The organism is Megamonas funiformis, assembly GCF_010669225.1.
Classification (GTDB): Bacteria; Bacillota; Negativicutes; order Selenomonadales; family Selenomonadaceae; genus Megamonas; species Megamonas funiformis.
In genome coordinates this window covers 394,938-412,520 of record NZ_CP048627.1, presented here as the reverse complement: position 1 = coordinate 412,520, position 17,583 = coordinate 394,938, and the positions used below count along the sequence as shown (strand labels likewise).

Sequence of the window (17,583 nt, the reverse complement as noted above, 5' to 3'; positions counted from 1 at the left end):
TAATTTCCTCCTTTATTATTCGCCTTTTGTTTTAGCGACAATAGCATCAGATATATTTTTAGGAACTTCATCATAGTAAGAAACTTCCATGGAGTAGTTCCCACGACCCTGTGTTTTAGAGCGTAAGTCGGTTGCATAACCGAACATTTCAGAAAGTGGAACAAATGCGTTGATTACTTGTACACCATTGCGTGGTTCCATACCTTCGATACGACCACGACGGGAGTTTAAGTCACCAATTACATCGCCCATGTATTCTTCAGGAACAGTAACTTCAACTTTTACATATGGTTCTAATAATACTGGATTTGCTTTTAAAGCACCAGCTTTGAATGCCATAGAACCTGCAACTTTGAAGGCCATTTCTGAGGAGTCAACTTCATGATAAGAACCATCATAAACGATAGCTTTGATATCAACCATTGGATAACCAGCAACAACACCGTTTTCCATAGCTTCTTTGATACCATTTTCGATTGGTCCGATGTATTCTTTAGGAATAGCACCACCAACGATTTTGCTTTCGAAGGAGAAACCTTCACCTGGATCTTGTGGAATGAGTTCAATCCAGCAATGACCATACTGACCTTTACCACCGGACTGACGAACGAATTTACCTTCAGATTTAACTGTTTTGCGGATTGTTTCACGGTAAGCAACCTGTGGTTTACCTACTTTACAATCTACTTTAAATTCGCGGCTCATACGGTCTACGATAATATCGAGATGTAATTCACCCATACCAGAGATAATTGTCTGTCCAGTTTCAGCATCAGTTCTTACACGGAATGTAGGATCTTCTTCTGCTAATTTCTGGAGAGCAATACCCATTTTTTCCTGGTCAGCTTTAGTTTTTGGTTCTACAGCTACGGAAATAACTGGATCTGGGAATTCCATAGATTCAAGAATGATTGGATGATTTTCATCGCAAAGTGTATCACCTGTTGTAGTATCTTTAAGACCTACAGCAGCAGCGATATCACCGCTGTAAACAACTTCAATTTCTTTACGGTTGTTTGCATGCATCTGTAAAATACGTCCGATACGTTCTTTTTTGCCTTTTGTAGAGTTAAATACATAAGAACCAGCATTTAATGTACCGGAGTAAACACGGAAGAATGCGAGTTTACCAACAAATGGGTCAGCCATAATTTTGAATGCTAACGCTGCGAATGGTTCTTCGTCGCTAGATTCACGTTTGTCTTCTTCATTTGTATCAGGATTTATACCTTTGATTGCTGGAATATCAACTGGAGCTGGCATATAGTCAACAACAGCATCAAGCATAGGCTGAATACCTTTATCTTTGTAAGAAGAACCGCAAACTACTGGAGTAATTTCGCAAGCGATTGTAGCTTTACGAATTGCAGCTTTGATTTCTTCTTCAGTAAGTTCTTCACCTTCAAGATATTTCATCATTAATTCATCATCTGTTTCTGCAACAGAATCAAGCATTTTCTGACGATATTCTTCAGCTTTTTCTTTATATTCAGCTGGAATTTCTACGGCTTCAGGCTCTTTTGTATAATCTTCTTCGTAGATTACAGCTTTCATTTTAATTAAGTCAATAAGACCTTGGAAAGTATCTTCAGATCCGATTGGAATCTGAATAGCAACTGGATGTGCGTTAAGACGTTCAACCATCATTTTGAGAACATTATAGAAGTCAGCACCGATGATATCCATTTTGTTAACGTATACCATACGAGGTACATGATATCTTTCAGCTTGACGCCAAACTGTTTCAGATTGAGGTTCAACACCGCTTTTTGCGGATAATACAGTAACAGCACCATCAAGTACTTTAAGAGAGCGTTCTACTTCAACTGTGAAATCCACGTGACCTGGTGTATCAATGATGTTAATACGATGGTTTTTCCAATGGCAAGTTGTAGCAGCAGAAGTAATTGTAATACCTCTTTCTTTTTCCTGTGCCATCCAGTCCATTGTTGCTCCACCTTCATGAACTTCACCCATTTTATGAAGTATACCTGTGTAGAACAGAATACGCTCTGTAGTAGTGGTTTTACCAGCATCAATATGTGCTATAATACCAATGTTACGAGTTTTTTCGAGTGAAAATGCTCTTGCCACTTACTCATCGCTCCTTATATTATACAAAAGATACTTTAAAATTACCAACGATAATGAGCAAATGCTTTATTAGCTTCAGCCATTTTATGAGTATCTTCTTTTTTCTTAATTGCTGCACCTGTGTTATTAGCAGCATCCATTAATTCGCCGGAAAGACGTTCGTTCATAGTTTTTTCACCACGAAGTCTAGCATAGTTAACAATCCAACGAATACCAAGTGTCATACGACGATCCTGACGAACTTCTACAGGAACTTGGTAGTTAGCACCACCAACACGGCGAGCACGAACTTCTAATACTGGCATAACATTTTTCAATGCAGTTTCAAAAACTTCCATCGGGTCTTTACCAGTTTTTTCTTTTATAATGTCAAATGCATCATATACAACTTTCTCAGCAACACCTTTTTTACCGGAAAGCATAACTTTATTTATGAATTTAGTTACAACCTTGGATTTGTACACCGGATCTGGTAATACATCTCTTTTAGGTACGGAACCTTTTCTTGGCATTACTACCCCTCCTTGTCATAGTCTTCAATGTTTTAGTAATTATTTTTTCTTAGGACGTTTTGCACCGTATTTAGATCTTCCTTGTTCACGGTTTTGAACACCTGCAGTATCCAAAGAACCACGAATGATGTGATAACGCACACCTGGTAAGTCTTTTACACGACCGCCTCTAATTAAAACAACACTATGTTCCTGAAGATTGTGACCAATACCAGGGATATAAGCTGTTACTTCAATACTATTCGTTAAACGAACACGGGCAACTTTACGCAATGCGGAGTTTGGTTTTTTAGGAGTAGTAGTATATACTCTTGTGCAAACACCACGTTTCTGCGGGCAATTTTTTAATGCCGGTGCTGTAGATTTTTCCTGCATGCTCTGTCTGCTTTTACGAATCAACTGATTTATTGTAGGCATACATGCACCTCCTTCCTCAAATTTCCAAAGGCTTCAAAGCCCTATCCTTGTTTCGGATATTTTAGATTAAGAAATCTCACTTGCTGTGAGATTTTCAGCTTAGTTAACGGTATCCCTTAAAGTAATGCTACCGCAGCAGCTCCTACTTCAATGTTACAGGATTTACCTAGTTCAGCCATTGTATTTCCAAAAATCATTTCTACATTTTTAGTCATACAAAGCTCTTTTAAAGGGCTTAAAACTCTATCATCTGCGTCATCTGCTACGTAAACACATTTCGCTAAATCGTTTTTCACCGCTTTAGTAACTTGTTTTATGCCAATAACGCGTTTAGCATTTTTCAGTGTAACTGTCATTTTATCACTCCTAAATACTAACTGACAGATTTCAGGCACTCATTAATATTATCATCATTAAAAAGCATTGTCAACACATATTTTATAAGTATTTTTATATACACGCATCCTGGCGTATCATATTTAAAAACAAACATCGTAAAAACCCTTATATTACAAGCATTTATACAATGTTATGAACAAAATAAATAAATTTTCTAAAAATATTTTTATTTTTAAAGTTACTTTTCTATACACTTTATTGCATAATTTCCTCTACTACCCGACTCAAAATCTTTGCTATAAACATATTTTTTCCCATCAATTTCTATTTCTTTATCATCTATAAATCTTAAAGTGTAATTATATTCCTTACAATATTGATTTATCAAATCCTGTATTTCTATAAAATTAGGATTTGGATTATCTTTTAATGGGATATAAATTACTTTTTTTAATAAATTAAACAAAATATTCACCAGCCTTTAGATTTTTTGGTTCTATAATAAATGTTGGGGTAAGAGAAAATTCTCTTGCTTCAACATTTATTTTTTTACAAAAAAAGAAGCACAAATCCATTCTTTTCGGTTAAAATATAGTCACCACAACAAATATCTTAGAAAGGAATGGTTTTATGTTTCATTCTAATTATATACAAATTTTATTAAATTTAAAAGATGTTTCTATTATAAATTTCTCTGATTCTTCTGTTACTATTCAATTACCTCGTAAACCTCATCTTTGTCCTTGCTGTCATCATACTACTAACTCTGTTCATGACTATCGCTTACAAAAAATACATCATTTAACTTATTGTACACAATCTTTTTCTATCTTTATTTCTAAACGTCGCTATCGCTGCCCTTTTTGCAATAAACGCTTCATTGAAAACATCTCTTTTCTTGGTAAATACCAACGTATGACTACTTCTTTTATTAAATTTATTCTCAGCCAAATAAGTTTTTTGAAATCCGCCTCTTCTATTGCCAAAGATAATAAGCTTTCCGTTTCTACCGTTTTAAGACTTATTGATAAAATTTCTACTAAAACAGTTCATCTTCCGGAAATTATTTCTATTGATGAATTTAAAGGCAATGCTGCTAAAGAAAAATTTCAATTTGTAATAAACGATCCTATAGCTAAAAAGACATTGGATGTTCTTCCGACAAGGAGAGTTGAGTATCTGGAACATTATTTTTTGAAGTTCAGTTATAAAGACAGATGCAAAGTAAAGTATGTAGTAATGGATATGAATAAATCCTTTAAACAAGTAATTTGGAATTGTTTTCCAAATGCCAAGATAGTGGTAGATAAATTTCACATATGCCGATATGTACAGTGGGCATTAGAAAACATAAGAAAAGAAGTACAAAAAAGCTTTGGAAATGACAGAAGAAAATATTTCAAAAGAAGTAGATGGATATTATTAAAAAGGAATAAAAAATTAAAGAAAGAAGAAGATAGAAAGCAACTAGAAATGATGTTGACAGTGTCAGAAAAATTAAGAGAAGCATATGAACTAAAAGAAGCTTTTTATGAATTAATGGAAAAAGAGAAAAACAAAAAAGAAGCAATATAAAAGAATACAATAAAGTAGCAGAAACGATGTACAGGTGGTTTAATCCAATAGTAAAAGGATTTGAAACAGGATATACAAATGGATTTACAGAAGGAAAAAACAATAAGATAAAAGTTTTAAAAAGAATAAGTTTTGGTGTAAGAAGATTTGATAGATTTAGGAAAAGAATATTATATTTGGCTTAAAAAAGAGAAAAAGGATAGACAAAAATTTGTCTATCCTTTACCCCAACATTTGACAAAGAACCTTTTATTTTTCACCTAATATTATCGTAAAAAGCACAAAAAGGACACCGGATAATATCCAGTGTCCTTTAATAGCTTATCAACTTTACTTAAAATAAAATTATTTAAGTTCTACAGTTGCGCCAGCTTCTTCTAATTTAGCTTTTAAAGCTTCAGCGTCTTCTTTGGAAGCACCTTCTTTAACAGGAGCAGGAGCACCGTCAACTAAAGCTTTAGCTTCTTTTAAGCCAAGGCCAGTTACTTCACGAACAACTTTGATTACGTTGATTTTTTTGTCGCCAGCGGAAGCAAGAATTACATCGAATTCAGTTTTTTCTTCAGCAGCAGCAGCACCAGCTGCAGGAGCAGCAGCTACAGCTACAGGAGCAGCAGCGCTAACACCAAATTTTTCTTCCATAGCTTTTACAAGTTCGGATAATTCAAGAACAGTCATTTCTTCAATGGCTTGCATAATTTCTTCTTTAGTCATTTTTATATTCCTCCAAATTTAAAACATTAATTTCATTTTATTTTTATATTATTTATATAGAGAGAGTCTGCTTATGCAGATTCTTTCTGAGCGCGGATTGCATCAAGCACATATACTGCATTGCGAATAGTACCCTGAAGTACGTTGACAACGCCAGAGATAGGAGCTTGCATACTGCCAAGAACTTTCGCGATGAGAACTTCGCGGGATGGTAGGGATGCCAAAGCTTTAACTTCTTCAACATTGATAACTTTACCTTCAACAAGACCAGCTTTAATAGTTAAAACTTCTGTGTTTTCAAGTTTGTTTTCTTTGATGAATTCATATATAACTTTAGCTGGAGCTACAGCATCATCAGCGGATACTGCAAGAGCAGTAGTACCGTTAAGAACTGGATCTAAACCTTCTAAGCCAATTTCATTTGCAGCAATACGAACCATTGTATTTTTTACAACATGATAAGTAACACCTGCTTCACGAAGTTTAGCACGAAGTTTCATATCTTGAGCTACAGTTAAACCTCTATAACCTGTTAATACAGCACCTTTTGCAGAGCTAAGTTGTTCTTTAAGACCTGCAACTGCGGCCTGTTTTTCTGGACGAATGTTTGCCATTTACATGACACCCCCTCTCAAATGAGAAATATTTATTACGAAACCAAAAAACGGTCTCTAGTGAGGACCAGAGACCGCAAAGTTTTCATGCCTTGCCAAGTATCTGACCTCGGCAGGCTATATTATGTTACAAATAATGTAACACCTGCTGTCTTAAGTCGCTTTACTAAATGAATATTAAATTATTCAGCTTTAGCAGCTTTGAAGTTTGTGTTTACAGTAACAGCTGGGCCCATAGTTGTGCTAACTGTGATGTTACGCATATACTGACCTTTAGCTGCTGCTGGTTTAACTTTTACTAATGTGTCAAGAAGAACCTGTAAGTTTTCAACAAGTTTTGCATTGTCGAAAGAAACTTTACCGATTGGCACATGTACGTTACCAGCTTTATCTGTTCTATATTCAACTTTACCTGCTTTAATTTCATTAACAGCTTTTGTTAAATCCATTGTAACAGTACCAAGTTTAGGGTTTGGCATTAAGCCACGAGGACCAAGGATTTTACCTAAACGACCTACAACACCCATCATATCAGGAGTTGCTACTGTAACATCGAAGTCACACCAGCCCTCTTTGATTTTTGCAACGAGTTCATCAGAGCCAACGAAGTCAGCTCCAGCAGCTTCTGCTTCAGCAACTTTATCGCCTTTAGCAAAAACTAAAACTCTTTTAGATTTACCAGTACCATGTGGTAATACAACGGCACCGCGAACTTGCTGATCTGCATATTTAGGGTTAACACCTAAACGAACAGCTACATCAACACTTTCATCAAATTTAGCAGTAGCAGTTTTTTTAACTACTTCAATAGCTTCTGCTAAATCATATGCTTTACCAGCTTCAACTAATTTAGCTGCGTCCTGGTATTTTTTACCAAATTTAGCCATTATTAAAATTCTCTCCTTTGTGGTTTTAACGGTATAAGCCTCCCACAGTCAAGTATCTTACATCAACTAATAAAATTAGTCAACGATTTCGATACCCATGCTGCGTGCAGTACCTTCAATCATGCGAGTTGCAGCTTCGATATCTGCAGCATTGAGGTCTTGCATTTTGCTTTCAGCAATTTTCATTGCTTCAGCACGTGGTAATTTAGCCACTTTCTTTTTATTAGGTTCACCAGATGCTTTTTCAATGCCAGCTGCTTTCTTTAATAACACAGCTGCTGGTGGAGTTTTTGTAACAAAAGTAAAGGATCTATCTTCAAAAACTGTAATTTCTACTGGAATAATTAAACCGCCCTGTTTAGCAGTTCTTTCGTTGAATTCTTTAACGAAAGCCATGATATTTACACCAGCCTGACCTAAAGCAGGACCAACTGGAGGAGCAGGAGTAGCTTTACCAGCGAGAACTTGCAATTTTACAAGTTTAACAACTTTTTTTGCCATTGTTATTTACACCTCCTTAGGATTATGGAATATAACTATATGTTATATTTGAATTTGCTGATTTATATTTTTTCTATCTGGTCGAAATCTGCTTCAATTGCAGTTTCACGACCAAACATATCAACAACGCCTTTAATCTTACTCTTACTATAATCAATTTCTGTTATAGTTGCAACAAAATTTTCAAAAGCACCAGAAGTAATGTTTACTTGGTCTCCCACTTCAACATCAAGTTCTGTTGGTTTATCCATACCCATTGCTTTTAAAATTCTATTTGCTTCTTCTTCAGTTAATGGAACAGGTTTTGTATTTGAACCTACAAATCCTGTAACGCCTGGTGTATTTCTTACAATATACCAAGAACGTTCATCAACTATCATTTCAAGTAAGACATAACCTGGAAAAATTTTTCTTTCTACTACTTTTTCTTTGCCATTTCTCTTTTCAGTCTCTTTTTCTACAGGCACGATTACATTGAAGATTTTGTCTTCCATGCCCATGGAGTGGATTTTTCTTTCAAGATTGGCTTTTACTTTGTTTTCATAACCGGAATATGTATGTATAACATACCATTTCTTTTCTAATTCCATGCCAAGGGACAAGACATCTCCACCTCCTGTAATTATCGTAAAATGAGATCAAATATACGGGCAAAAACAGTATCACATATCCAAATTAAAGCACAAACAAATGCCACTGCAACGAAAACTACTCCTGTATAAGAAACCAGTTCTCTGCGAGTAGGCCAAACAACTTTTTTTAACTCACTTTTTACACCAGATAAAAATCCTATTATTCCGGATTTTTCCTGATTTACTGGAGTATTCTCATTCTGTGCCATTTCTTCACTTCCTCACACTACTACAAAGGAAAACCTTATTTTGTTTCTCTGTGTAAAGTATGTTTTTTACAGAATTTGCAATACTTTTTCATTTCAATTCTATCAGGATTATTTTTTTTGTTTTTATTAGTCTGATAGTTGCGCTGTTTGCATTCAGTGCAGGCTAAAGTAACAGCATTGCGCATCTCATGCACCCCTCTTTACATCATTTAGTATAATATTCGTTCGTCTTATAAACGTCGCCTATATAATTTATCACAATTAAAAACATGTGTCAAATAAATAACACGACTTCAGGCGAAATTGAACTACCAAAAACGCCTGACACTGAAAATATTATCATTTTTCATTGAATATTTATATGGTATATTCAAAGGCTACCAACATAAATAAAGCCCCTATTAAGGGGTTGTTGTTTTAATTGGTGGCGGCGCAGAGATTCGAACTCCGGACACTGCGGGTATGAACCGCATGCTCTAGCCAACTGAGCTACGCCGCCATATTATATTTTCTGGAGCTGATGACCGGGATTGAACCGGTGACCTTATCCTTACCAAGGATACGCTCTACCGACTGAGCTACACCAGCAGAATCGGTTTTGGTTGCGGGGAGAGGACTTGAACCTCTGGCCTTCGGGTTATGAGCCCGACGAGCTACCAACTGCTCCACCCCGCGATTTGGTAAAGAATATGGAGCTGGCGAGAGGAATCGAACCCCCAACCTGCTGATTACAAGTCAGCTGCTCTGCCAATTGAGCTACACCAGCGTTTCTCGCTTTCGTTTGTCAGCACCGTGCTGACAGGTAATAATGTTATCATAAGATAATTCATTTGTAAACCCCTTTTTTGAAAAAAAGTTAAAAAAAGTTGTTTTCAAGCATAAAAATTATGCTTATATATATTAATTAAGGATATCTTTTTTATTGATTTCATTTCCAAAAATCTTTATTTTTTTCTTCAAAAAAGCTATATTCTTCATTGACTAGCCATATAAACTCTTTTATAATCAATCACGATTTAACAAATATTTTTGATTTAATTTATTTTGCTAATACATAATAAAAATTGTATAATAGGTATCATATATTATGTATTTAATATATATAAATTACATAAATATATTAGATTGGAGTTAGATTAATGTTAGAATTAAAAAATCTATCATTTTCTGTTAATGATGGAAATAAAACAAAACAAATTCTTAAAGATATCAATTTAGTTATTGATGATAAAAAATTTACAGTAATCACAGGTCCAAATGGTGGTGGTAAATCTACATTAGCCAAAATCATCATGGGCATTGAAAAACCAACTAGCGGAAAAATCTTCTTTAATGGTGAAGATATAACTGATTGGGATATTACTAAACGAGCTTTAGCTGGTATTAGTTTTGCCTTCCAGCAACCAGTTCGCTTCAAAGGAATTGGTGTTAAAGATTTACTCAGCCTAGCAGCTGGAGAAAAATTATCTACTAGTGGTGCTTGCACTTATCTTTCTGAAGTAGGTCTTTGCGCTGCTGATTATATAAATCGTGAAGTAGATACTTCCCTATCTGGTGGTGAAATCAAACGTATTGAAATCGCTACTATCTTAGCTCGTAAACAAACTAAATTAGCTGTTTTTGATGAACCTGAAGCTGGTATTGATTTATGGAGCTTCCAAAAACTCATCAGTGTTTTTGAAAAATTACATGAACAACAACAATCCATTATGATTATTTCTCATCAAGAACGCATCTTAAATATAGCTGACCAAATTGTATTAGTTGCAAATGGCTCCATTAAACAAATTGGCACAAAAGAAGAAATCATGCCTCAACTTATGGAAGTTGCTGGTGTTTGTGATTTCTATAAAAAATAGGAGGACTCCTCATGTTAGATAATCTAGAAAAAGATTTATTAGAAAAAGTAGCCGGTATTAAAGATAAACCACAAGGTGCTTATAATATCCGTTTAAATAGTAAAGCTGTTGATAGAGCTTCTAGTAAAAATATAACTATAACTAAAAAAGAAGATAAAGATGGCATTGATATCCGCATTGCTCCAGGAACAAAAAAAGAAGTTTGTTACATTCCTGTAATCATGGATAAATCTGGCGTTAATGAATTAGTATATAATGACTTTTTCATCGGTGATGATTGTGATGTAACCATCGTCGCTGGCTGTGGTATCCATAACTGTGGCAATGCAGACTCCGAACATGATGGTATTCATGCTTTTTATATAGGTAAAAATTCTAAAGTAAAATATTTAGAAAAACATTATGGTTCTGGCGATGGTGATGGTAAACGCATCATGAACCCTACTACCATTGTTGAAATGGACGAAAATTCCTATATGGAAATGGAAACAACTCAAATTCGTGGTATTAATTCTACAAAAAGAATTACTAAAGGAACTGTTGGTAAAAATTCCACTTTAATTGTAAAAGAAAAACTTTTAACACATGGCAATCAATATGCAGAAAGTGATTTTGAAGTAAATTTAGATGGAGAAAATTCCCACTCTAATATTATCTCTCGAGCTGTAGCTCAAGAAAAATCAAAACAAATCTTCATTGCTAAAATCTATGGTAATAACAAATGCCATGGTCATTCTGAATGTGATGCTATCATCATGGACGATGCTACAATTTCTGCAATTCCTGAAATCAAAGCAAATCACCCTGAATCAAATTTAATTCATGAAGCAGCTATCGGTAAAATTGCAGGAGAACAATTAATAAAATTAATGAGCTTAGGCTTAACTGAAAAAGAAGCCGAAAATCAAATCATAAACGGTTTCTTAAAATAAAATACAAAAGGCTCCAAACAAAATATATCGTTTGGAGTCTTTTTTTGCAGGAAATAAAATTTTTAAAACGAATATTATTTATTGATTAAGATTTATTTAGGAGGCTTTTTCATGAAAAAACTAATTACTATATTTTCATTATTAGCAATTATGCTCTTTAGTATATCTACAGCCTTTGCTGCTAATGAGAAAATCACCATGATGGATGAAGATTATAATTTAAAAAATATCCATACATTGGCTATTTATACACCAAGCTACAAACCTTCCGCATTAAGCATTGAACGTAAAGCTAAATTACCTAATGCTCCAGAATTAATCACTCCTGATATGTTGACAGACGTTATCTTCAAAGTAGCTAAAGAAGATGAAGTTACTTATACTTTATTATCTGATAAAGATGTAATCCAAAATATAAAAGCTACTACAGGTACTGATATCACTACTTTGTCCAATCGTGAAGCACTAGCTATCTATAAAGAAAATATTAAAAATTACGCTGATGCTTATGTAATTTTCACATTTGCTAATGATAGCCGTGTAGTTATGTTTGCTGATGTTTATGATGCTAAAGACAGTCATTGGATTTGTTCTTATCAAATAATCGGCGGAGATACTGAAGATGATAATTTAGAAAATTATTCAATGTTTATGCATAAGTTCTTCCGTACTTTAACTATTCAAAGCCAAAAATAAACATAGTTTATAAATATTAATTTATGGTATATATATTCTTTTAGTTTATATATACCATTTTTTATTAAAAATTTTTAAAAAAACTATTGAAATTTTATACGATTGAGTTGTATAATTATAACCACCTTATTTTGTTAGCGTTTTTTTTATTTTGTGTTATAATTTATTTACATGTTAACACTGCATATCTTTAATTATATTGAAGCGTTAATATTTAACTTTTAAAAATGGAGGATATCATGATTAGAGTAAGTATTATTGGTGCTACTGGATATGCTGGTGCAGAACTTTTACGTTTACTGTACAACCATCCCCAAGTTCAAGTAGTGCATATAACTTCAGAAAGTTATACTGGTAAAAAAATTTCTGAAGTATATCCTCACTTACGAGGATTATATGACCAAGAATTAATCAGTATGAAAGATATGGATACTATCGCAAACGATAGCGATTTTGTATTTATTGGTCTTCCTCATGGTCATGCTATGGAAGTAGGTAAAGCTTTAGCCGATACTAATGTTCGCATTATTGATTTAGGTGCTGATTATCGCTTTGATGATACAGATATCTATGAAGCATGGTATAAAGTAGCTCATACACATAAAGACGCACCTCGCGTTTATGGTTTAGCTGAACTTTATCGCGAAGATATTAAAAATGCTAAAATTATTGGTAATGCTGGTTGCTATACTACTGCTAGTATCTTAGCTTTAGCACCACTTGTAAAAAATGAATTTATTGAACCAAATACTATTATTGTTGATGCTAAATCTGGTACTTCTGGTTCTGGTCGTTCAGCTAAACAAATGACACATTACCCTGAGCTTTATGATAATTTCAAAGCTTATGGCGTAGCTACACATCGTCATACACCTGAAATCGAACAGGCTTTAGGTCATTTATGTCATCGTAAAGTTACTTTGAACTTCACACCTCATCTAGTACCAATGTCTAGAGGAATTTTAAGCACTTGCTATGCTAATATCAAACAATGGGTTACTCCAGAAATGATAGATAAAGCATACACTGATATGTATGGCGATGAATATTTCATTCGCTTATTAGGTAGAGGTGCTTATCCATCTACTAAAGAAGTTCGTGGTTCTAACTTCTGCGATATCGGTTGGCATATTGACCTTAGAACAGGTCGCATTATCGTCCTTTCCGCTATTGATAATTTAGTAAAAGGCGCCGCAGGTCAAGCTATTCAAAACTTTAATATTGCTTGCGGTTTTGATGAAAAAACAGGATTGGATTTCACTCCAATTTATCCATGATATTTCGATAACTCGGAGGTATATTTTATGATAAAAAAAGATACTCAAGGTGTAACGTTTGCCAAAGGTTTCACTGCAGCAGGCGTTAAAGCTGGCATAAAAAAAAGCGGTAACTTAGACGTTGCTGTTATCTATACAAAAACTCAAGCTGTTGTAGCTGGTACATTCACTCAAAATAAAGTAGCTGCTGCTCCAGTTTATGTATCTAAAGAAGTTGTTGCTACAGGAACTGCTCATGCAATCGTAGCTAATGCTGGTTGTGCTAATGCATGCACTGGTCAACAAGGTTTAGATGATGCTCACAAAATGGCACAAATCGCAGCTGATGAACTCGGTGTTAATGCTGATGATGTAATCGTTGGTTCCACTGGTGTTATCGGTGTTAATTTGCCAATGGATAAACTTGAAGCTGGTATCAAAGATGCTGTAGCTAATTTATCTGCTGATGGCAGTGGTAATGCTGGTAGAGCTATCATCACTACTGATACTCACAGCAAAAGTGTAACTTGCGAATTTGAATTATCTGGTAAAACAGTTCGCATGGGCGCTATCGCAAAAGGTTCTGGTATGATTCGTCCTAATATGGCTACAATGCTTTGCTATATTACTACTGATATTGCTATCGACCAAGCGCTTTTACAAAAAGCTGTATCTGGCTGCGTAGAAAAATCCTTCAACATGATTTCCGTTGATGGTGATATGAGTACAAATGATATGGTAATCGTTCTTGCTAACGGCGAAGCAAATAATGCAAAAATCACAGAAGAAAACGCTGATTACCAAATCTTCTTTGATAAACTCATGATGCTTTGCACAGAACTTGCAAAACAAATTGCAGCTGATGGTGAAGGTGCTAGCAAATTCTTAACAATCAATGTAAAAGGTGCAAAATCTTTTGCTGATGCTAAAACTGTAGGTATGGCAATTGCTAATTCCCCACTTGTAAAAACTGCATTCTTCGGTGAAGACCCTAACTGGGGACGTGTAATCTGTGCTGTTGGTTACTCTGGTGCAGATATGGTTCCTGAAAAAACTGTTGTAAAATTCGGTGGCATTACTATTTTTGCTAATGGTACTGGTGCAACTTATGATGAAAAAGCTCTCGCTCATGTTATGAAAGAAAAAGATATCGTTATCGATATTGAATTAAACATGGGGCAAGAAGATGCTACAGTTTGGAGTTGTGACCTTTCTTACGAATATGTAAAAATCAATGGGGAGTATCACACCTGATGAGTAATTTAAATAATTTTTCCGCAGAAGATAAGGCTTCTATTCTAGTAGAAGCCCTTCCATATATTCAAGAATTCTACGGCAAAACCATCGTTATCAAATACGGTGGTAATGCCATGATAAACGATACTTTAAAAGAACAAGTAATGAAAGATATCGTACTTATGAAATATGTTGGTATTCGCCCTGTAATCGTTCATGGTGGCGGTCCTGATATCACATCTTTCTTAAAAAAATTCGGCAAAGTAACTGAATTTGTAAGCGGTCTTCGCGTTACTGATAAAGAAACTGTGCAAATCGCTGAAATGGTACTTGCTGGTAAAATCAATTCTGAAATCGTAAATCGTTTAAATCGCCTCGGCATTCGTGCTGTTGGTTTAAGTGGTAAAGATTCAGATTTAATCATCGCTCATAAAAAATTAGCAGAAGTACATAATGGTACAGACGCTGTTGAACAAGTAGATATCGGTTATGTTGGTGAAGTAGAAAAAATCAATACAGCTTTAATCAATGATTTACTAGATAATGATTATGTTCCTGTAATCGCTCCAATCGGTGCAGGTCATGCAGATGAATCATTTAATATCAATGCTGATTATGTAGCTGCTGAAGTTGCTGGTGCACTTCAAGCTGAAAAACTTTTACTCTTAACTGATACTAAAGGAATTTATCGTGATTTTGAAGATAAATCTTCCTTTATTTCTACACTCACTCAAAGCGAAGCTAAAAAACTCATCAATGATGGCAGTATCGGCGGTGGCATGATACCAAAAGTAGAAGCATGTCTTCATGCTCTTGATAGCGGTACTGGCAAAGCTTGTATCATTGATGGTCGCGAAGCTCATTCTTTAATTCTCGAATTATTTACTTCTCAAGGTATCGGTACAGAAGTAGTTCGTTAATTCGACAAAAGGAGAATTTATATGTTAACTAATGAAGAAATATTCGCCAAAGACAAAAGCGATTATTTGCCTGTCTTTGCTCGTTATAATATAGTTTTAGACCATGGCGATGGTCCATATGTTTATGATACAAAAGGTAAAAAATATATCGACTTTTTAGCTGGCATTGCCGTAAATGTAGTTGGTCATAATTATAAACCACTCGTTGATGCAGTTTCTCAACAAGCTAGCAAAATGATACATTGCTCCAACCTTTATTACACTGAAGTTCAAGTTGAAGCAGCAGAAAAACTCAAAAAATTAAGTGGCATGGATAAAGTCTTCTTCGGAAATTCCGGTGCAGAAGCTAATGAAGGTGCTATCAAACTTGCTCGTAAATACGCAACTAATATTGACCCTGAAAAAATTCAAATAATCTCTGCGCTTCATAGTTTCCATGGACGTACACTTGCTACATTGACTGCTACAGGTCAAGATCATTATCATCATGGCTTTGGTCCATTACCTGCTGGTTTTGACTATGTACCATACAATGATATTCAAGCACTTGAAGCAAAAATGAGTGATAAAACTTGTGCTGTAATGCTTGAAGCTATCCAAGGTGAAGGTGGCGTTCATGTTCCTGATCCAGATTATTTACCAAAAGTACGTGCTTTATGCGACAAATACAATGCCGTTTTAATCTTCGATGAAGTTCAATGCGGTATGGGTCGTACTGGTACATTCTTTGGTTGTCAACAATTTGGTGTAAAACCAGATATTGTAACACTCGCTAAAGGCTTAGCTGGTGGTGTACCAATCGGTGCTTTCATGGCTACAGACAAAGTTGCTAGTGCCTTCCACGCTGGAGACCATGGTTCTACATTCGGTGGTAATCCTCTTGCTTGTGCAGCTGCTTGCGTTGTTTTAGACGCTTTAATTGATGGTAATCTCATGGAAAATGCCAAAGAAATCGGTGCTTATCTTCAATCTAAATTTGAAGAATACAAAGCAAAATATCCAAATTTAATCAAAGAAGTTCGTGGACGTGGTTTAATTTTAGGCATGGAACTTACTCGTCCTGGCCGTGAAATTGCCAACGAATGTTTAGATTATGGTGCAATCATCAACTGCACTGCTGGCAATGTACTTCGCTTTGTACCACCACTTAATATAACAAAAGCTCATGTTGACGAATTAATTTCTGTTTTAGATAAAGTATTACCAAAATACGCTTAAAACTTAACGAGGAGGAAATATTCATGCTAAAAGGCAAAGATTTATTATCTATACATGATTTAACTTCTGATGAAGTTATGGAAATTTTAAATTTAGCTCATGAATTAAAAGCTAAACAAAAAGCTGGTATTGAACATCACATTTTAAAAGGTAAAACTCTCGGTATGATTTTTGAAAAATCTTCTACTCGTACTCGTGTTTCCTTTGAAGTTGGTATGTATCAATTAGGCGGACAAGCATTATTCTTATCCAACCGTGACCTTCAAATCGGTCGTGGCGAACCAATTAAAGATACTGCTCGTGTTCTTTCTCGTTATCTTGATGGTGTAATGATTCGTACTTTCGGTCATGAGATTGTTGAAGAATTTGCTCAATATGCTAGCATTCCTGTAATCAACGCACTCACAGACTTACTTCACCCTTGCCAAGCACTCACAGACCTTTTAACTGCTCAAGAACATAAAGGCAAAGATTTAAAAGGCTTGAAAATGGCTTATATTGGCGATGGTAACAATATGACTCATTCCTTAATGTATGCTTGTGCTAAAGTTGGTATGAACTTTGCTAGTGCTAGTCCAAAAGGCTATGAACCAAATGCTCAAGTAGTAGCTAATGCTAAACTTGATGCTGCACAATCTGGTTCTACTATTGAAATCTTAAATGACCCATTTGAAGCTGCTAAAGATGCAGATATTTTATATACTGATGTTTGGGCAAGCATGGGACAAGAAGCTGAACATGATGAACGTGTAAAAATCTTCAAAGATTATCAAATCAATAATGAACTTCTCAGCGTAGCTGATAAACGCGCTATTGTAATGCATTGTCTTCCTGCTCATCGCGGTGAAGAAATCGCTGAAGATGTTCTTGAAAAGAATGCAAATGTTATTTTTGATGAAGCAGAAAATCGTCTTCACACACAAAAAGCAATTATGGCTCTTTTAATGGGCTGATAAATCTGTTAATATATCT

Annotated in this window: 20 protein-coding genes, 4 tRNA genes, 1 pseudogene and 1 other annotated feature; of the genes and pseudogenes, 9 read left to right on the top strand and 16 right to left on the bottom strand. The window is 35.0% G+C overall.

What is annotated here, in order from left to right; all coding sequences use genetic code 11:
* Positions 1-15 precede the first annotated feature (15 nt).
* From fusA to GXM21_RS01950, 5 genes are all read right to left on the bottom strand, one after another.
* On the bottom strand, positions 16-2,094 hold the full coding sequence (gene fusA, locus GXM21_RS01970; RefSeq protein WP_008538886.1) for an elongation factor G: 2,079 nt from the start codon (positions 2,092-2,094) through the stop codon (positions 16-18).
* Between the two features lie 41 nt (positions 2,095-2,135).
* Positions 2,136-2,606, bottom strand: a complete 471-nt coding sequence (rpsG, locus tag GXM21_RS01965; protein ID WP_008538887.1) for a 30S ribosomal protein S7 — start codon at positions 2,604-2,606, stop codon at positions 2,136-2,138.
* Between the two features lie 39 nt (positions 2,607-2,645).
* Positions 2,646-3,023 (bottom strand): 30S ribosomal protein S12, encoded by a 378-nt coding sequence (gene rpsL / locus GXM21_RS01960; protein WP_008538888.1) that lies wholly within the window; start codon positions 3,021-3,023, stop codon positions 2,646-2,648.
* A gap of 116 nt (positions 3,024-3,139) precedes the next feature.
* Positions 3,140-3,379, bottom strand: coding sequence for a ribosomal L7Ae/L30e/S12e/Gadd45 family protein (locus GXM21_RS01955; RefSeq protein ID WP_008538889.1), 240 nt, complete (start codon positions 3,377-3,379; stop codon positions 3,140-3,142).
* Between the two features lie 221 nt (positions 3,380-3,600).
* Positions 3,601-3,828, bottom strand: coding sequence for a DUF4318 domain-containing protein (locus GXM21_RS01950; RefSeq protein ID WP_008538890.1), 228 nt, complete (start codon positions 3,826-3,828; stop codon positions 3,601-3,603).
* Positions 3,829-3,992: 164 nt separating this feature from the next.
* On the opposite strand from GXM21_RS01950, the pseudogene GXM21_RS01945 reads away from it, so the two are divergent.
* Positions 3,993-5,122 (top strand): annotated as a pseudogene (locus tag GXM21_RS01945) (ISL3 family transposase).
* A gap of 160 nt (positions 5,123-5,282) precedes the next feature.
* Here GXM21_RS01945 and rplL read toward each other — a convergent pair.
* The 11 genes from rplL to GXM21_RS01885 all read right to left on the bottom strand — a co-directional run bounded on the left by rplL (position 5,283) and on the right by GXM21_RS01885 (position 9,260).
* Positions 5,283-5,651: a 50S ribosomal protein L7/L12 gene (gene rplL / locus GXM21_RS01935; protein ID WP_008538893.1), complete on the bottom strand. Its 369-nt coding sequence runs from the start codon at positions 5,649-5,651 to the stop codon at positions 5,283-5,285.
* 71 nt (positions 5,652-5,722) lie between these two features.
* A complete protein-coding gene (gene rplJ, locus GXM21_RS01930; protein WP_008538895.1) occupies positions 5,723-6,265 on the bottom strand; it encodes a 50S ribosomal protein L10 in 543 nt (180 codons plus the stop codon).
* A 36-nt stretch (positions 6,266-6,301) separates the two neighbouring features.
* Positions 6,302-6,441, bottom strand: a sequence feature (ribosomal protein L10 leader region).
* Positions 6,442-6,447: 6 nt separating this feature from the next.
* A complete protein-coding gene (gene rplA / locus GXM21_RS01925) occupies positions 6,448-7,152 on the bottom strand; it encodes a 50S ribosomal protein L1 (RefSeq protein WP_008538897.1) in 705 nt (234 codons plus the stop codon).
* 75 nt (positions 7,153-7,227) lie between these two features.
* The gene (gene rplK, locus GXM21_RS01920; protein WP_008538898.1) at positions 7,228-7,653 is read right to left on the bottom strand and encodes a 50S ribosomal protein L11; all 426 of its coding nucleotides are present in this window, start codon (positions 7,651-7,653) and stop codon (positions 7,228-7,230) included.
* Between the two features lie 62 nt (positions 7,654-7,715).
* Complete coding sequence (gene nusG, locus GXM21_RS01915; protein WP_015562944.1) at positions 7,716-8,243, bottom strand: transcription termination/antitermination protein NusG; 528 nt, start codon at positions 8,241-8,243, stop codon at positions 7,716-7,718.
* A gap of 32 nt (positions 8,244-8,275) precedes the next feature.
* Positions 8,276-8,494, bottom strand: coding sequence for a preprotein translocase subunit SecE (gene secE / locus GXM21_RS01910; RefSeq protein ID WP_008538900.1), 219 nt, complete (start codon positions 8,492-8,494; stop codon positions 8,276-8,278).
* Positions 8,495-8,529: 35 nt separating this feature from the next.
* Positions 8,530-8,679 carry a 50S ribosomal protein L33 gene (rpmG, locus tag GXM21_RS01905; RefSeq protein ID WP_008538901.1) on the bottom strand — a complete coding sequence of 50 codons (150 nt, stop codon included), beginning with the start codon at positions 8,677-8,679 and terminating at the stop codon, positions 8,530-8,532.
* A gap of 237 nt (positions 8,680-8,916) precedes the next feature.
* A tRNA-Met gene (locus GXM21_RS01900) sits at positions 8,917-8,993 on the bottom strand.
* A 13-nt stretch (positions 8,994-9,006) separates the two neighbouring features.
* Positions 9,007-9,082: transfer RNA gene (locus GXM21_RS01895), tRNA-Thr, on the bottom strand.
* 11 nt (positions 9,083-9,093) lie between these two features.
* Positions 9,094-9,169, bottom strand: a tRNA-Met gene (locus GXM21_RS01890).
* Positions 9,170-9,184: 15 nt separating this feature from the next.
* Positions 9,185-9,260, bottom strand: a tRNA-Thr gene (locus tag GXM21_RS01885).
* 373 nt (positions 9,261-9,633) lie between these two features.
* On the opposite strand from GXM21_RS01885, the gene GXM21_RS01880 reads away from it, so the two are divergent.
* From GXM21_RS01880 to argF, 8 genes are all read left to right on the top strand, one after another.
* Complete coding sequence (locus GXM21_RS01880; RefSeq protein WP_008538903.1) at positions 9,634-10,353, top strand: ABC transporter ATP-binding protein; 720 nt, start codon at positions 9,634-9,636, stop codon at positions 10,351-10,353.
* Positions 10,354-10,364: 11 nt separating this feature from the next.
* Complete coding sequence (locus GXM21_RS01875) at positions 10,365-11,285, top strand: SufB/SufD family protein (protein WP_008538904.1); 921 nt, start codon at positions 10,365-10,367, stop codon at positions 11,283-11,285.
* A gap of 111 nt (positions 11,286-11,396) precedes the next feature.
* A complete protein-coding gene (locus GXM21_RS01870) occupies positions 11,397-11,981 on the top strand; it encodes a hypothetical protein (protein WP_008538906.1) in 585 nt (194 codons plus the stop codon).
* 239 nt (positions 11,982-12,220) lie between these two features.
* Positions 12,221-13,258 (top strand): N-acetyl-gamma-glutamyl-phosphate reductase, encoded by a 1,038-nt coding sequence (gene argC / locus GXM21_RS01865; RefSeq protein ID WP_008538907.1) that lies wholly within the window; start codon positions 12,221-12,223, stop codon positions 13,256-13,258.
* A 27-nt stretch (positions 13,259-13,285) separates the two neighbouring features.
* Positions 13,286-14,491: a bifunctional glutamate N-acetyltransferase/amino-acid acetyltransferase ArgJ gene (argJ, locus tag GXM21_RS01860; RefSeq protein ID WP_008538908.1), complete on the top strand. Its 1,206-nt coding sequence runs from the start codon at positions 13,286-13,288 to the stop codon at positions 14,489-14,491.
* Entirely contained in the window at positions 14,491-15,393 is a 903-nt protein-coding gene (argB, locus tag GXM21_RS01855; RefSeq protein WP_008538909.1) for an acetylglutamate kinase, read from the top strand. The genes argJ and argB overlap by 1 nt, the downstream gene beginning before the upstream one ends.
* 21 nt (positions 15,394-15,414) lie before the next feature.
* Positions 15,415-16,611, top strand: a complete 1,197-nt coding sequence (locus tag GXM21_RS01850; RefSeq protein WP_008538910.1) for an aspartate aminotransferase family protein — start codon at positions 15,415-15,417, stop codon at positions 16,609-16,611.
* A gap of 23 nt (positions 16,612-16,634) precedes the next feature.
* Positions 16,635-17,564, top strand: coding sequence for an ornithine carbamoyltransferase (argF, locus tag GXM21_RS01845; protein ID WP_008538911.1), 930 nt, complete (start codon positions 16,635-16,637; stop codon positions 17,562-17,564).
* Positions 17,565-17,583 lie beyond the last annotated feature (19 nt).

Bases quoted from the DNA above. Each gene is read 5' to 3' on its own strand.
- GXM21_RS01880 (WP_008538903.1), top strand. From the start codon at position 9,634: ATGTTAGAATTAAAAAATCTATCATTTTCTGTTAATGATGGAAATAAA.
- rplL (WP_008538893.1), bottom strand. From the start codon at position 5,651: ATGACTAAAGAAGAAATTATGCAAGCCATTGAAGAAATGACTGTTCTT.
- nusG (WP_015562944.1), bottom strand. From the start codon at position 8,243: ATGGAATTAGAAAAGAAATGGTATGTTATACATACATATTCCGGTTAT.
- rplK (WP_008538898.1), bottom strand. From the start codon at position 7,653: ATGGCAAAAAAAGTTGTTAAACTTGTAAAATTGCAAGTTCTCGCTGGT.
- argC (WP_008538907.1), top strand. From the start codon at position 12,221: ATGATTAGAGTAAGTATTATTGGTGCTACTGGATATGCTGGTGCAGAA.
- GXM21_RS01870 (WP_008538906.1), top strand. From the start codon at position 11,397: ATGAAAAAACTAATTACTATATTTTCATTATTAGCAATTATGCTCTTT.
- secE (WP_008538900.1), bottom strand. From the start codon at position 8,494: ATGGCACAGAATGAGAATACTCCAGTAAATCAGGAAAAATCCGGAATA.
- argB (WP_008538909.1), top strand. From the start codon at position 14,491: ATGAGTAATTTAAATAATTTTTCCGCAGAAGATAAGGCTTCTATTCTA.
- GXM21_RS01875 (WP_008538904.1), top strand. From the start codon at position 10,365: ATGTTAGATAATCTAGAAAAAGATTTATTAGAAAAAGTAGCCGGTATT.
- rpmG (WP_008538901.1), bottom strand. From the start codon at position 8,679: ATGCGCAATGCTGTTACTTTAGCCTGCACTGAATGCAAACAGCGCAAC.
- rpsL (WP_008538888.1), bottom strand. From the start codon at position 3,023: ATGCCTACAATAAATCAGTTGATTCGTAAAAGCAGACAGAGCATGCAG.
- argF (WP_008538911.1), top strand. From the start codon at position 16,635: ATGCTAAAAGGCAAAGATTTATTATCTATACATGATTTAACTTCTGAT.
- rplA (WP_008538897.1), bottom strand. From the start codon at position 7,152: ATGGCTAAATTTGGTAAAAAATACCAGGACGCAGCTAAATTAGTTGAA.
- rplJ (WP_008538895.1), bottom strand. From the start codon at position 6,265: ATGGCAAACATTCGTCCAGAAAAACAGGCCGCAGTTGCAGGTCTTAAA.
- GXM21_RS01850 (WP_008538910.1), top strand. From the start codon at position 15,415: ATGTTAACTAATGAAGAAATATTCGCCAAAGACAAAAGCGATTATTTG.
- rpsG (WP_008538887.1), bottom strand. From the start codon at position 2,606: ATGCCAAGAAAAGGTTCCGTACCTAAAAGAGATGTATTACCAGATCCG.
- GXM21_RS01955 (WP_008538889.1), bottom strand. From the start codon at position 3,379: ATGACAGTTACACTGAAAAATGCTAAACGCGTTATTGGCATAAAACAA.
- argJ (WP_008538908.1), top strand. From the start codon at position 13,286: ATGATAAAAAAAGATACTCAAGGTGTAACGTTTGCCAAAGGTTTCACT.